The organism is Streptomyces sp. NPDC058295 (assembly GCF_042880655.1).
Lineage (GTDB): Bacteria > Actinomycetota > Actinomycetes > Streptomycetales > Streptomycetaceae > Streptomyces > Streptomyces coriariae.
The window spans coordinates 70,639-84,984 of sequence record NZ_JBHVYO010000009.1; the positions used below are offsets into that span (position 1 = coordinate 70,639).

Genomic DNA, 14,346 nt, shown 5'->3' on the forward strand with positions numbered 1-14,346 from the left:
ACGCTCACGCCTTCAGCGTGTCCTTCCGGTACAGCCAGGCCGCGCCGCCCGTGAACAGGGCGAAGAAGACGACCAGGATGACGATGTCCTTGGCATGCGGGGCCTGACTCTGCTCGATGGACTGCCCCAGGGCAGCGTACGCGTGCGTCGGCACCCACTTGGCTATGTCCTGGAGCCAGGTCGGGAAGGTCGTTGTCGGCATCCACAGGCCGCCGAGGATGGACAGGCCGAAGTAGGTGATCATCGTGATGGGGCGGACCGCGTCCCCGTTCGCGAGGTAGCCGATCGCCACGCCGAGGGCGGCGAAGACCAGGCTGCCGGCCCAGATCGCGCCGGTGAGGGCGCACCACTGCCAGGCGTCCAGCCGTACGTCCTTCACGGCCGCGGCGACGGCGAAGACGACGACGATGGAGGGCAGGCTGACCACGGCCGCGCTCGCCGTCTTCGCCAGGACGTAACCACGGCCCGGGAGCGTGGTCAGGCGCAACTGCCGCACCCAGCCGCTCTGGCGCTCCTTGGCGATGCGTTCGCTGTTGCCCATCAGGACGGCCGTGAGGGCGCCGAAGGAGGCCATCGAGACCATCATGTAGGTCGGCAGGGTCAGGCCCGTGCCGTCGACCTTCTCCGTGCTGTCGGCGCTGCCCGCGATGAGCAGGAACAGGACCGACGGGTAGATCACCGAGAAGAACAGGAACTTGCGGTTGCGCAGGGCGCGGGTGAGTTCCAGCTTGATCAGGCCGTTCACTTGGACTTCGCCTCCTCGGCGGTGGTGAGGGCGACGAATGCCTGCTCCAGGCCGAGTCCGGCGACTTCGAGGTTGCGGGGGTAGAGCCCGAGGCCGTAGACCGCGTGCACGGTGGCGTCGGCGTCGGTGGACTGGATGCGGACGGTCCGGGCCGGCCCGGTGGCGGGGCCGCTGTGGGACACGGTGAGGCTGGTGAGGAACGGCAGGGCGCGCAGGGTCTCCTCGTCGAACCCGTCCGCCAGGTCGAAGGCGATCCTGCGCGCCCCCGCCTTGGCCTTGATCTCGGCGGCCGTGCCGTCGGCGAGGAGCCGGCCGCGGTGCAGGACCAGCACGCGGTCGGCGATCGCGTCGGCCTCTTCGAGGTAGTGGGTGGCGAACAGGACCGTGCGGCCCTGGTCGGCCTGCTCGCGCATGGTGGCCCAGAACGCCTGCCGGGTGGTGACGTCCATGCCGGTGGTGGGCTCGTCCAGGACGATCAGGTCGCTGTCGCCGGCGGTGGCGAGGGCGAACCGGACCCGCTGGGCCTGGCCGCCGGAGAGCTTGTCGACCTTGCGGTCGGCGATCTGGGTGACGCCCGCGCGGGCCAGCACATCGGCGACCCGGTACGGCTTGGGGTGCAGTCCGCAGGCCAGCGCGACCAGTTCGGCGACCGTGACCTCGTCCATCAGTCCGCCGCTCTGGAGCATCGCGCCGACCCGGCCGGCGACGATCGCCTCACGCGGGCCGGTGCCGAAGACGCGGACCGTGCCGCTGTCGGGCTGCTTGAGGCCGAGCAGCAGATCGAGGGTGGTCGACTTGCCCGCCCCGTTGGGACCCAGCAGCGCCACGGTCTCCCCCGGGCGCAGCGCGAGCGTCAGGCCGTCCACGGCCCGCACGTCCCCGAAACTCTTGCTCACCTGGTCGAACCCGACCACCGGTGCTGTCGTCGTCATGACACCGATCGTCGCCCCGGGGGCCGGGCGGGCGGCAGTGTCTGCCGTCCTGGGTGCCGCATGACAGATGTCATGCGGCACCGCCGTCGGATCAGCTCGGGTCGGTGTCGATGACCCCGGTCCGCTCCGTCTCGCTCTTCAGGGCCGGGCGCAGGGCGCTGATGACGTCCTGGACCGTGACGGCCGTCTTCTGACCGGTGCCCCGGGTGATCAGCACACCGTTGAAGGTGCCGCCGTAGAGCTCCGTCAGCGCGGCCTGGTCGTAGCTCTCGACGAGCTTGCCGTTGACCGCCTTGACCTGGAGGAACTTCCAGAGGGAGTTCTTCGGGCTGAAGGAGACCGTGTGCGCCGCGTCGGTCATGACGGTGACCTTGCCGGACATCGCCGGTTCGGCGAACTCCTTCATCATCCGGTCGACCTCGGCGTCGGAGATCGTCGGCTGCTTGTCGGTCGTCGGGACCTTCACCCCGGTGGCCGTGCCGGTCTCCACCTGGGTGCGATAGGCCTCGACGACGGCCTCCTGGGCCTGCGCCGCGTCGATGCCCTTGCCCGCCTTGCCGTAGACGGCGACGGCCTTGCCGGACTCGAACTTGATCGTGCCTTCGGTGGCCGAGCCGGAGCCGCCGGCGGCGGACTCGAGGGCCGCCTGCAGCTTCTCCTCGTCGACCGGCATCGCCGGCTCGACCTCTCGGTGCTGCCCGAACAGCGAGCCGATCACGGAGACCGGGTTGTAGTCGCTCTTGGCGGCGTCGTCGACGGTGGCCTGCAGGTCGAACTGGAGGCCCGCCTGATCCGGCTTCAGGGTGACGGTCTCGCCGTCGACGGACAGCTTCAGTGCCTGGGTGACCCGCTTGCCGAACGCGTCGTCGAGCTTCTTGACGGCGTCGTCGCTGGTGCCGCCGCCGACCTCGACGCCGAGCACGGTGGTGCCCTTGGGCACGTCGGAGTGGTTCATCAGCAGGCCGGCGCCGTAGAGGCCGATCCCCGCGACGACCACCAGGCCGCCCAGCAGGGGCAGCTTGCTGCGGCCCTTCTTCTTTTTCTTCTTGGAGTTCCTGGATTCGCCCGCGGGCGAGCTCTGCGGGGCCGGAGCCGGGGCCGTGCCCTTCGGCGGGGTGTGCGGCAGCGGACCGTCGGTGCGCGTACCGCCCTGGCCGCCGGGCACGACGGGAATGCCGCTGGTGACCGTGTTCCCGGAGACGTTGTCGACGGGACGGCCGCCGTAGCCGCCCGCGCCCGGTTCGGGGGCGGGCTTCTGCGGGGTGAGGATCGCGGTGTCGTCGCTCAGGCCACCGCCGGGGAGACGACCGGTGCCGGGGGCGGCGCCGACGGCACGCGGACCGCCGGGACCTGCCTGGCCACCGCGGCCGGCCGGACCACCCGGACCGGAGGGAGCGCCGGGCGGGCGGGTCACACCGGGAGCGCCGGGTGTGCCGTGCGGGGCGCCACCCATCGGAGGCACCATCGGGCCGTCGCCGGTGACCGGACCGCCGGTCGGGCCGGCGGGGCCGCCCTGCGGGCCGCCACGGCCGCCGGGACCGCCGGGTCCGTCCGGGCCGTTGAAGTCGTAGGAGCCGCCGGGACCGGGCGGGAGAGCGCCCTGGGGGACCTGGCCGGGCGTGCCGTTCGGCACGCCGAAGCCCTGCTGGCCCTGCTGACCCTGCTGGCCCTGCTGGCCCTGCTGGCCGTTTTCGGAGAAGTACGGCAGGTTGTCACGCCGCGGCTCGGCACCGCCGACGCCCTGCCCCGGCCCCTGTGCCGGCCCCTGTCCCTGCACCGGCGGCTGGCCGGGCTGGCCCGGCCGCGGGCCGTTGCCGAGCGGGCCCGTGGCGAGTGCCTCGGTGACGTCGAAGGAGCCCGTGCCGCCTCCGTGCCCCGGAGCCACGGGACCGCCGGTGGCGCCCCCGGGCACCCCGGCGCCGTTGGTGCCGCCGGGACGCGAACCGCCCGGCACGCTCATGGAGCCGACCACACCACCGGGACGTCCGTTGCCCGGCCGCGCGCCGCCGGGCGCACCTGCGCCGGTTCCGGCACCCGGTCCGGCCGCGTCGGCGGGAGCACCCGTGGGCGCGCCCGTACCGGCGGCGGAACCGCCCGGCAGACCCGCGCCGTTGGTGGAGCCGCCGCCCTGCGCGCCCTTGCCCGGCCCGGACTTGCGGGGCGCGAACCAGTTGCTCGTCTCCGGGGCGGGCGCGGGTTCGGCGGGCAGCTCGAACGAGCCCGTGTCGGACGAGGAGTGGCCGACGGCGGGCGCGGACGGCGCCGACTGCGGGTCGGCACCGGCCTGGGCGTTGCCGTCGGGGCGGTCACCGCCCTTGCTCTCCGCGTCCGCGACGGGCGTGCGCATCACGACCGGCGGAATCGGCCGCGAACCCGGGATGTTGATGCGGATCCGCGTCGTCAGCGTGGTCTCGGTCTTGCGTTCCTCCGGCTGCGCGGACGAACGGCCCGCGTCCGCACCGCCGTCGGACACCACGGGGGTGCCGTACGGCGGCGTGCCCGAGGGGTATGCGGCTCCGCCGCGCCCGTTGGGCCCGGAGGACGGACTGTCAGTTTCACGACTCAAGGCAGGTTCTCCAGGTTGGCTCCGCCGCCCGCACGGCCTCACGGGCAGCTCGGCGGCGCGCACCACCATACTGGCCACTTCTGGCCCGTATCCCACGACCGCCGGGGAAACCCACACGGGACTCCCACCGGCACGCCACGGTGAAGTGGTACGTCACTTGCCAAGTCGGACGTCGCCGCCGACCGGTTGCCGCCCCGAACCAATGGTGGCGCAGATCACAGCAAGTGCCATGCCACCGAGCAGGAAGAGGTACGAACCGCCTCCCGCTCCGAACAGGAAGTCACCCTCGGGACGGCCCGCCGTGCACAGGATGACGGAGATCATCCAGCCGGCGGCGGGCGCGACGGCCCCGGCGCGGCTGCCGAGCGCCCGCGCCCCGCCGAGGAACAGCCCGGCCGCGCCCACGAGCGCGAGGAGCAGTCCGCCCGGGAACCAGCCGGCCTGGACGAGCGCCCCGGCGAGACCGGTGACGGCGCCGAGCAGCAGGAGTCCCGCACAGGCGGCGATCCGTCCGGCGGGGGGCATCCGCAGCGGCTGGGCGAGCATCGAACCACGGTCGGACATCACGCCACCTCCGTCGCGTCGCCCGTACCGGCGAACAGGTCGGTCTCCCTCTTCCCGGCGGGCTCCCCGCGTACGAGTTCGTAGTACTCGATCGGGAACAGGGGCTGCGCGAGCTCGTTGGAGAGGGCGAAGTACTGCTCGCCGGGGGCGACTTCGACCTGGGTGGCGTGCGCGCGCATCGCGGCGGCCTTGGCGGCGGTGTGCGCGGGGCCGCCCTCGATCGCGGCGGTGACCAGGCCGTCGTCCACCACGCCCGGCACGTCGGCGACGACGGCGCTCCTGGTGAAGGGCAGTCCCGGCAGCTCCTCCCGGAGCCGTGCGAAGGCGGCCCCGACGACGGAGCGCGGGACGCGGTTGACGTACACCTTGGGGATGCGCCACCCGGCGTCCTCGGCCAGCTCCGCGGCCCGCACGGCGACGCGGTGGGCCTGGATGTGGTCGGGGTGGCCGTAGCCGCCGTCGTCGTCGTAGGTGACGAGGACATGGGGGCGCACCTCGAGGATGACCTCGACGAGGAACGCGGCGGCCTCGTCGACGTCGGCCCGCCAGAAGCAGGCCGGGTCGTCGTTGTCGGGAAGGCCCATCATCCCGGAGTCGCCGTAGCGGCCGGGGCCGCCGAGCAGGCGGAAGTCGTCGACGCCGAGTTCGGCCATGGCGGCGGCGAGTTCACCGTGCCGGTGCTCCCCCAGGGCGGCACCGGTCAGATGCCGCAGCTCCGGTGGGATGACCTCGCCACGCTCACCGAGGGTGCAGGTGACCAGGGTCACATGGGCACCCTCGTCCGCGTACCTGGCCATGGTCACGCCGTTGTTGATCGACTCGTCGTCCGGGTGCGCGTGCACCAGCAGCAGACGCCGAGCGGCGCGAGGTCCCCCCGGCCGGAGGTTGGGGGAGGGGAGTTCCGTCATGGGGCCAACCCTACGAGGGAGGACTACATCTCCCGCGCAGGGGCAGACGCAGGGTCGGCACGCGTCAGAACTTGATGCTGCCGATCATGCTCGCCACGCTCGTCGTCAGGTCGCTGATCGTGGGCGCGATCGTCGAGGAGGCCAGATAGAAGCCGAACAGGATGCAGACGACCGCGTGACCGCCTTTCAGCCCCGACTTCTTGACCAGCAAGAAGACGATGATCGCCAGCAGCACCACCGCCGAAATCGAGAGTGCCACGGCGGTTCACCTCCAAGGACCCGGGAACGTGGGGGCAAAAGCAGAACAAGGGAACTTGTAAATCCATACATCAGCCAGCAGGTTCATACCCACACAGCGCTAGTGATCATAACTATGTGTGGGTGCGCATCTCGCGGCGCACAGCCGCACAAGGGGGTCGCATGGCCAATATGGTCGGAGGATGACGACCGAGTCCGACTCCTTCCCCCGCAGACACGCCCGCACCCAGCGTTTCACCCTCGGCGCCCCGCGTTCGTTCACGGTGGCGCCCGACTGCTCCCGGGTCGTGTTCCTGCGCTCCGGCTCCGGCACGGACCGCGCGGGCGCGCTGTGGGTCCTCGACCCGGCGGACGGTACGGAGCGCCCGGCAGCCGACCCGCGCACCCTCCTCGGCGGCACCTCGGAGGACCTCTCGCCGGAGGAGCGCGCCCGCCGCGAACGCAGCCGTGAGGGCGGCGCCGGGATCATCGGCTACGCCACCGACGAGACCGTCGAGCTGGCGTCTTTCACCTTGTCAGGGCGGCTTTTCACGGCGGAGTTGCGGGCCGGCACGGCGACCGAACTCGCGGTCCCCGGGCCGGTGATCGACCCCCGTCCGTCCCCCGACGGACGGCTCGTCGCGTATGTCGTCGGGGGCGCCCTGCGGGTGGTGGGCGCCGAGGGCGACGGCGACCGGGCGCTGGCGGAACCGGAATCGGACACGGTTTCCTATGGATTGGCCGAGTTCATCGCGGCCGAGGAGATGGGCCGCTCGCGAGGGTTCTGGTGGTCTCCGGAGTCGGATCGACTGCTGGTCACGCGGGTGGACGACACGCCGGTGCAGCGGTGGTGGCTCTCCGATCCGGCCCAGCCGAAACGTGACCCACAACACGTGCCCTATCCGGCTGCCGGGACGGCCAACGCCGAGGTGCGGCTGTTCGTGTTCGGGCTCGACGGGGTGCGCACGGAGGTCGTGTGGGACCGGGCGCGCTATCCGTATCTGGCGCGAGTGCACTGGTCAGGGGCGGGGGCGCCGCTGCTGCTCGTACAGGCGCGCGACCAGCGCAGTCAGCTGTTCCTGGCGGTGGACACCGACTCCGGGGCGACCCGGATGGTGCACGCCGACGAAGATCGGATTTGGCTCGATCTTTTCCCTGGAGTGCCGTGCTGGAGCCCGTCCGGACAGTTGGTCCGGATCGCCGACGAGGGCGGCGCCCGGGTCCTGGCGGTGGGGGAACGTCCGCTGACGGGCGCCCAGTTGCACGTGCGTGCGGTGCTCGACGTCACTTCCGACGATGTGCTGGTCACCGCCTCGGCCGGGGCGGACGCGGCCGCGCCGGAGACCGGCGAGGTGCACGTCTACCGGGTCAACGAACTCGGCGTCGAGCGCCTCTCCCAGGAGCCCGGGGTGCACTCGGCGGTGCGCTCGGGGAACGTGACCGTTCTGGTGTCGGCGGTGCTCGACCGGCCGGGCAGCGTGGCGCGGGTACTGCGGGACGGGAGGCCGGCGGCGACTGTCCGGTCGTACGCCGAGGATCCCCGCCTGTCCCCCCGCGTACTCCTCACCGAAGGGGGCGCACGGCGCATCCCGTGCGCCGTGCTTATGCCTACGGACTACCCCGGTGACACCCCCCTGCCCGTGCTCATGGATCCCTACGGTGGCCCGCACGGGCCCCGGGTGCTCGCCGCGCACAACGCGCACCTGACCTCGCAGTGGTTCGCCGACCAGGGTTTCGCGGTGGTCGTCGCCGACGGGCGGGGCACCCCGGGCCGTTCCCCCGGCTGGGAGAAGGCGATCCACCACGACCTCACGGTCAGCCTGGACGACCAGGTCGAGGCGCTGGAGGAGCTCGCGAAGAGCCATCCCCTCGACCTCTCCCGGGTGGCGATCCGCGGCTGGTCCTACGGCGGCTGGCTCGCGGCCCTGGCGGTGCTGCGCCGCCCCGACGTCTTCCACGCCGGCATCGCGGGCGCCCCGGTGACCGACTGGCGGCTCTACGACACCCACTACACCGAGCGCTACCTCGGCGACCCGGCCACCACCCCGCAGGCGTACGCGAAGAGCTCGCTCGTCACCGACGAGGGGCTCTCCTCGGCCGCCGAACCCCACCGCCCGCTGATGATCGTCCACGGGCTGGCCGACGACAACGTGGTCGTCGCCCACAGCCTGCGGCTCTCCTCGGCCCTGCTGGCCGCCGGCCGCCCGCACGAGGTGCTCCCGCTGTCGGGCGTCACCCACATGACCCCGCAGGAACAGGTCGCGGAGAACCTGCTGCTGCTCCAGGTGGACTTCCTCAAGCGTTCACTGGGGCTGACGTAGTGCCGTAGACGCGGCAACGGGCCGGGAGACATGGCGCTCCCGGCCCGTTTACGGCACCCGCACGGCCGTACGCTGTTCAGAGTGGCCCGTCCGTATATCGGAATCGGGTCGGTCAAGTTGCCTGTGTGTTAACGCGGTTGCTGAGCAAATGCGCCGCTATACACCGCCGTTGGTGTGATCATCCGGTGGTTTCTCCGGTGGCTCCTCGGGCGGGACCACCTGCTTCTCCTCCGCGAAATGACACGCGGAGTCGTGTGCCTCCGGGCCGGTCGCGTGCCGGAACTCCGCCGGGACCGCCAACGCCGGCACCTCCAGCTCGCACCGCTCCCGCGCCTTCCAGCAGCGGGTGCGGAAGCGGCAGCCGGAGGGGATGTTCGTCGGGGACGGGACGTCGCCCGCCAGGATGATCCGCTCCCGGTGCTCCCGCGCCTCCGGGTCCGGAACGGGCACCGCGGAGAGCAGGGCCTGGGTGTAGGGATGCGTCGGATGGTCGTAGATCTCGGCGTCGCGGCCGATCTCCACGATCCGGCCGAGGTACATCACCCCCACCCGGTCCGAGATGTGGCGGACGATCGAGAGGTCGTGGGCGATGAAGAGGTAGGAGAGGTCGAACTCGCTCTGGAGCCGGTCGAGCAGGTTGATCACCTGCGCCTGGACCGACACGTCCAGCGCGGACACCGGCTCGTCGGCAACGATCACCTCCGGACGCAGGGCCAGCCCCCGCGCGATGCCGATCCGCTGCCGCTGGCCGCCGGAGAACTGGTGCGGGTAGCGGTTGATGTACTCGGGGTTGAGCCCGACGACGTCCAGCAGGTCCTGGACCTTCCTGCGCCGGTCGCCCTTGGGCGCCACCTCGGGGTGGATCTCGTACGGCTCCCCGATGATGTCGCCGACGGTCATGCGCGGGTTGAGCGAGGTGTACGGGTCCTGGAAGACCATCTGGATGTTGCGCCGGACGGCCCGCAGCGCCTTGCCCGACAGGCCGGTGACGTCCTCGCCCTTGTAGCGGATCTCCCCCGCCGTCGGCTTCTCCAGGTTGACCAGCATCTTGGCGACCGTGGACTTGCCGCAGCCGGACTCCCCGACGATGCCCAGGGTCTCGCCCCGGTGGAGGGTGAAGTCGACGCCGTCGACGGCCTTGACTGCGCCGACCTGCTTCCTGAACAGGATGCCCTGGGTGAGCGGATAGTGCTTGACCAGCCCGCTCACTTCGAGGATCGGCTCGGCCGATGCGGAACTAGCCATGCAGGCACTCCCTCCAGAAGTGGCACGCGCTCGCGCGGTCCGCGTCGGACTCGTCGACCTCGTACAGCGGGGGCACGTCCGTACGGCACACGGCCCGGGCCATCGGGCAGCGCGGGTTGAAGGCGCAGCCGGGCGGGATGTGCATGAGGTTGGGCGGCAGGCCCTTGATGGCGTAGAGCTCCTGGCCCTTCTGGTCCAGCCGCGGGATGGAGTCGAGCAGGCCTCGCGTGTAGGGGTGGGCCGGGGCCTTGTAGATGTCGTGGACCGGGGCCGACTCGACGATCCGGCCCGCGTACATCACCGCGATCCGGTCGGCCACGTCCGCGACCACGCCCAGGTCGTGGGTGATGAGGATCAGGCCCATGTGGTACTCGCGCTGGAGTTCCGCGAGCAGGTCCATGACCTGGGCCTGGACGGTGACGTCGAGGGCGGTGGTGGGTTCGTCGGCGATGATGAGCGCCGGTTCCAGGGCCATCGCCATCGCGATCATGATGCGCTGGCGCATACCGCCGGAGAACTGGTGCGGGTAGTCCCTGACCCGCTCCCGGGCGCCCGGGATGCGGACGCGGTCCATCAGCTCCACGGCCTTGGTCCGCGCGTCCTTCCTGGACATCCCCCGGTGCACGACGAACATCTCGCCGAGCTGGTCGCCCACCGACAGCACGGGGTTCAGGGACGACAGGGCGTCCTGGAAGATCATCGCCATCTCGGCGCCGCGCACCTTCCGGCGTTCCTCCTCCTTGAAGCGCAGCAGGTCCTTGCCGCGGAAGAGGATCTCGCCGCCGGTGATCCGGCCGGGCGGCACGTCGAGGATGCCCATGATCGCCTGGGCGGTGACGGACTTGCCGGAGCCGGACTCGCCGAGCACGGCGAGGGTCTCGCCCGCGTCCACGCCGTAGCTGACGCCGTTGACGGCCTTGGCGATGCCGTCCCGGGTGCGGAACTCCACGTGCAGGTCGCGTACTTCGAGCAGCATCCGGCCGTCACCTCAGCTTCGGGTCGAGGGCGTCGCGCACCGCGTCGCCGAGCATGATGAACGCCAGGACGGTGAGGGCCAGGGCGCCCGAGGGCCACAGCAGGGCGTGCGGGGCGTTGCGGATGTAGGGCGAGGCGGCGGAGATGTCGATGCCCCAGGAGACGGTCGGCGGTTTCAGGCCGACGCCGAGATAGGACAGGGTCGCCTCCAGTGCGATGAACGTGCCGAGCGCGATGGTCGCCACGACGATCACCGGGGCGACCGCGTTCGGCGTGATGTGCCGCAGCAGCAGCCTGGAGTGCGTGGCGCCCAGGGCCCGGGCCGCCTGGACGTAGTCGTTCTGTTTGGCGGTGATCACCGAGCCGCGGGCGATCCGGGAGATCTGGGGCCAGCCGAGCAGCACCATGAACCCGATGACCGGCCAGACCGTGTTGCTGGTCACGACGGAGAGCAGGACCAGGCCGCCGAGGACGACCGGGATGGCGAAGAAGATGTCGGTGATCCGGGACAGGATCGAGTCCCCCGCCCCGCCGAAGTACCCGGCCAGCCCGCCCAGCACGCTGCCGAGCAGGGCGACGCCGAGGGTGGCCAGGACACCGACCGTGACGGACGTCCGGGCACCGTAGACGACGCGCGTGTAGACGTCGCAGCCCTGGCCGTCGAAGCCGAAGGGATGGCCCGGCTGGGAGCCCTCCTGGGCCTTGGCGAGTTCGCACTTGAGGGGGCTCAGCCAGGTGATGGCCCCGGGCCACAGGGAGATGAAGACCAGGAAGAGGATGACCAGGCCGGAGACGATGAAGACCGGGTTGCGGCGCAGGTCCCGCCAGGCGTCGGACCAGAGGGAACGGGCCTTCTCGGACGGCCCGGTGCCCTGCGGCCCGCCGGGTGTCTTCTCGAGGGTCTCCCCCTCCGCCGTGGCCAGGTCCATCGCGCCGCCCATGCCGGTGTCGGCGATGGCTCCCTCCTCCGGGGTACGACCGGCGCCCGGCAGGTGGTGCTCCGGCGTCGGCTCAGGCATAGCGGATCCTCGGGTCGAGTACGGCGTACAGCAGGTCGACGAGCAGGTTGGCCACCAGGAAGACCAGCACGAGGACGGTCACGAAGCCGACGACGGTCTGGGTGTTCTGGCGGAGGATCCCCTGGTAGAGCTGGAAGCCGACGCCGTGGATGTTGAAGATGCGCTCGGTGACGATCGCGCCGCCCATCAGGGCGCCGATGTCGGTGCCGATGAAGGTGACCACGGGGATGAGGGAGTTGCGCAGCAGGTGCCGGGTGACGACCCGGCGGCGGGGCAGCCCCTTGGCGACGGCCGTGCGGACGTAGTCGGACCGTCGGTTCTCCGCGATGGAGGTGCGGGTCAGCCGGGTGACGTACGCCAGGGAGACGGAGGCCAGCACCAGGCCCGGCACGATCAGCTCACCGAAGGTGGCCTCCGAGGAGACCGACGGTTTGATCCAGCCCCATTCCACGCCGAGCAGCAGCTGGAGCAGCAGGCCGGTGACGAAGGTGGGGACGGAGATCACGACGAGGGTGAGCAGCAGGACGCCGGTGTCGACGGGCCGGCCGCGGCGCAGACCCGTCACCACGCCGAGGGTGATGCCGATGACGATCTCGAAGACGATCGCGACGATCGTCAGCCGGATGGTGACCGGGAAGGCCGTCGCCATCAGCTCGGTGACCGGCTGGCCGTTGAACGCCGTACCGAAGTCTCCGGTGAAGACGTTCCCCATGTAGGTCAGGTACTGCTGCCAGACCGGCTTGTCGAGACCGAACTCCTTCTTCAGCTGGGCGGCGGTGGCCGGGTCGCACTCCCGGTCCCCGCACAGGCCCGCGACGGGGTCGCCCATCACGTTCACCATCAGGAAGATCAACAGCGTGGCACCGATGAACACCGGGATCATCTGGAGCAGACGCCGGATCACATACCGGCCCATGGCGGGTCAGCTGACCTTGATCTCGTTGTAGACCGGGACGGAGAACGGGTTGAGCTTGACGTTCGAGAGCCGCTCCGAGTAGCCGGCGCTGCCGTTCTGGTACCAGAGCGGGATGGCGGCCATGTTGTCGCGGACGACTTCCTCGGCCTGCTGGAAGGTCTCCACGGCCTTGGCGGTGTCGGTCTCGGCGTTGGCCTTGTCGACGAGCGAGTCGAAGTCCTTGTTGGACCACTTGCCGTCGTTGGAGGAGGCGTTCGTGTAGTAGAGCGGCTGGAGGAAGTTCTGGATGAGGGGGTAGTCCATCTGCCATCCGGCCCGGAAGGGGCCGGTCATCTTCCGGTCGCCGATCTGGGTGCGGAAGTCCGCGAAGGTGCCCACCGGGTTGCCGACGCAGGCCTTGTCGTTGTCGAGGGCGTTGTTGATCGAGTTGCAGACCGCGTCGACCCACTGTTTGTGCGATCCGGTGTCCGCGTTGTATGTGATCTTGACCTGGCCGCCGGGCAGGCCGCCGCCCTCCTGGATGAGCTTCTTCGCCGCGGCGGGGTCGTACTCGCAGGCGTCCCCGCACAGGCCTTCCTTGAAGCCGCCCTCCTCGCCGAGCACCGGGGAGGTCCAGTCGGTGGCGGGGGTGCGGGTCTTCTGGAAGATCGTCTCGGTGATCTGCTTGCGGTCGATCGCGCGGGAGAGGCCGGTCCGGACCTTGTCCGAGCCGGTGGTGTTCCACTTCTTGTCGTAGAAGGGGAAGGCCAGGGTCTGGATGATGCCGGCGGGGGTGTTCAGATAGCGGTCGCCGAGGTCGTTCTTGACGTTCTTGAGCTGGGCCGCGGGCACGTCGTCGACGAGGTCGAGGTTGCCGGCCAGCAGATCGGTGTAGGCGGTGTTGTTGTCGGTGTAGACCTTCAGGGTCACGCCGCCGTTCTCCGCCTTGTCGTCGCCGGGGTAGCCGTCCCACTTCTTCAGGGCCATCTGGGAGCCCTTGGTGTAGGAGTCGATCGTGTACGGCCCGTTTCCGATCGGTTTCTTCAGCCAGTTCGCGTGGTCGGTGAAGAAGGCCTGCGGCAGCGGGGCGTAGGCGGGGTAGCCCAGGGTGTCGGGGAAGGTGGAGAACTTCTGCTTGAGCTTGACGGTGAAGGTCTTGTCGTTGACGACCTTGAGCCCGGAGAGGACGTCGGTGGTCTGCGAGCCACTGGCGGGGTGGGCCGCGGTGTAGCCGTCGATGTACTCGAAGAAGTAGGCGTTCTTCTGGTTGTTCTTCAGACTCGCGGCGTAGTTCCAGGCCGTGACGAAGGATTTCGACGTCACTTTTTCGCCATTGCTGAACGTCCAGCCGTCCTTGACGGTGATGGTGAAGTTCTGGGAGTCCGTGGTCTCGATCTTCTCGGCCAGCATGTCCTCGGCCGCGCCGGTCTCCGGGTTGTACTTCTTGAGGCTGCGGAAGATCATGTCGAGCACCTTGCCGCCCTGCACCTCGTTGGTGTTGGCGGGCTCCAGCGGGTTCTGCGGGTCTCCCCAGGAGGAGCTGAGCACCGCGCCGCCGCCGTCGCCGCCGCCGTCGCTCCCCCCGCCCCCGCACGCCGTCGCCGCGAGTGCTGCCGCCGCCGCGCATGCGGCCCACTTGGCGTGCGTGGCTCCACGCATGGATGCCTCCTCATTGACCGCGCTTTTACCTGAGCGCTGTGCCTTCAGCACCGAAGCACTGATCCATTGACAGTAAATATCAACTTAAAAGGTGCATTACGCACAGGGGCCGCGCCCAACCGGAGGCCATCGGGGGGCTATTCGGGGGACGGCACAAGCGCGCCGGAGGCCGGCAGCAGGATCCTGGCGGGGGGTCGAAAAGGATCTTCTTCGCAGGTCACAATGGACCTTCGGCGCAGTGCGCAACGGATCTTCACCATCCGATGCCGAAACGTTGGAT

General features: G+C 70.4%; 12 protein-coding genes. 1 reads left to right on the plus strand and 11 read right to left on the minus strand.

Annotated elements, in window-relative coordinates; genetic code table 11:
• Nucleotides 1–4: 4 nt before the first annotated feature.
• The 6 genes from ACFVYS_RS11955 to ACFVYS_RS11980 all read right to left on the minus strand — a co-directional run bounded on the left by ACFVYS_RS11955 (nt 5) and on the right by ACFVYS_RS11980 (nt 5,974).
• Nucleotides 5–745, minus strand: a complete 741-nt coding sequence (locus ACFVYS_RS11955) for an ABC transporter permease (protein WP_389501187.1) — start codon at nt 743–745, stop codon at nt 5–7.
• Nucleotides 742–1,677: an ABC transporter ATP-binding protein gene (locus tag ACFVYS_RS11960; RefSeq protein ID WP_389501189.1), complete on the minus strand. Its 936-nt coding sequence runs from the start codon at nt 1,675–1,677 to the stop codon at nt 742–744. The genes ACFVYS_RS11955 and ACFVYS_RS11960 overlap by 4 nt, the downstream gene beginning before the upstream one ends.
• Nucleotides 1,678–1,768: 91 nt before the next feature.
• Complete coding sequence (locus ACFVYS_RS11965; RefSeq protein ID WP_389501191.1) at nt 1,769–4,243, minus strand: hypothetical protein; 2,475 nt, start codon at nt 4,241–4,243, stop codon at nt 1,769–1,771.
• A gap of 153 nt (nt 4,244–4,396) precedes the next feature.
• The gene (locus ACFVYS_RS11970; protein ID WP_057603261.1) at nt 4,397–4,807 is read right to left on the minus strand and encodes a DUF6113 family protein; all 411 of its coding nucleotides are present in this window, start codon (nt 4,805–4,807) and stop codon (nt 4,397–4,399) included.
• Nucleotides 4,807–5,715: an N-acetyl-1-D-myo-inositol-2-amino-2-deoxy-alpha-D-glucopyranoside deacetylase gene (mshB, locus tag ACFVYS_RS11975; RefSeq protein ID WP_389501193.1), complete on the minus strand. Its 909-nt coding sequence runs from the start codon at nt 5,713–5,715 to the stop codon at nt 4,807–4,809. Before mshB ends, ACFVYS_RS11970 begins: the two co-directional genes overlap by 1 nt.
• Nucleotides 5,716–5,779: 64 nt before the next feature.
• Nucleotides 5,780–5,974 (minus strand): hypothetical protein, encoded by a 195-nt coding sequence (locus tag ACFVYS_RS11980; RefSeq protein ID WP_389501195.1) that lies wholly within the window; start codon nt 5,972–5,974, stop codon nt 5,780–5,782.
• Between the two features lie 181 nt (nt 5,975–6,155).
• On the opposite strand from ACFVYS_RS11980, the gene ACFVYS_RS11985 reads away from it, so the two are divergent.
• Nucleotides 6,156–8,273, plus strand: coding sequence for a prolyl oligopeptidase family serine peptidase (locus tag ACFVYS_RS11985; protein ID WP_389501197.1), 2,118 nt, complete (start codon nt 6,156–6,158; stop codon nt 8,271–8,273).
• Nucleotides 8,274–8,429: 156 nt separating this feature from the next.
• Here ACFVYS_RS11985 and ACFVYS_RS11990 read toward each other — a convergent pair whose 3' ends face one another.
• From ACFVYS_RS11990 to ACFVYS_RS12010, 5 genes are read right to left on the minus strand one after another with little or no spacing between them, the layout of a single operon-like run.
• Nucleotides 8,430–9,518, minus strand: coding sequence for an ABC transporter ATP-binding protein (locus ACFVYS_RS11990; protein ID WP_389501199.1), 1,089 nt, complete (start codon nt 9,516–9,518; stop codon nt 8,430–8,432).
• A complete protein-coding gene (locus tag ACFVYS_RS11995) occupies nt 9,511–10,494 on the minus strand; it encodes an ABC transporter ATP-binding protein (protein WP_389501201.1) in 984 nt (327 codons plus the stop codon). Before ACFVYS_RS11995 ends, ACFVYS_RS11990 begins: the two co-directional genes overlap by 8 nt.
• Nucleotides 10,495–10,501: 7 nt before the next feature.
• Nucleotides 10,502–11,512, minus strand: a complete 1,011-nt coding sequence (locus ACFVYS_RS12000; protein ID WP_389501203.1) for an ABC transporter permease — start codon at nt 11,510–11,512, stop codon at nt 10,502–10,504.
• Nucleotides 11,505–12,428: an ABC transporter permease gene (locus tag ACFVYS_RS12005; protein ID WP_389501204.1), complete on the minus strand. Its 924-nt coding sequence runs from the start codon at nt 12,426–12,428 to the stop codon at nt 11,505–11,507. The genes ACFVYS_RS12000 and ACFVYS_RS12005 overlap by 8 nt, the downstream gene beginning before the upstream one ends.
• Before the next feature lie 6 nt (nt 12,429–12,434).
• Nucleotides 12,435–14,066, minus strand: coding sequence for an ABC transporter substrate-binding protein (locus tag ACFVYS_RS12010; protein WP_389501206.1), 1,632 nt, complete (start codon nt 14,064–14,066; stop codon nt 12,435–12,437).
• Nucleotides 14,067–14,346 lie beyond the last annotated feature (280 nt).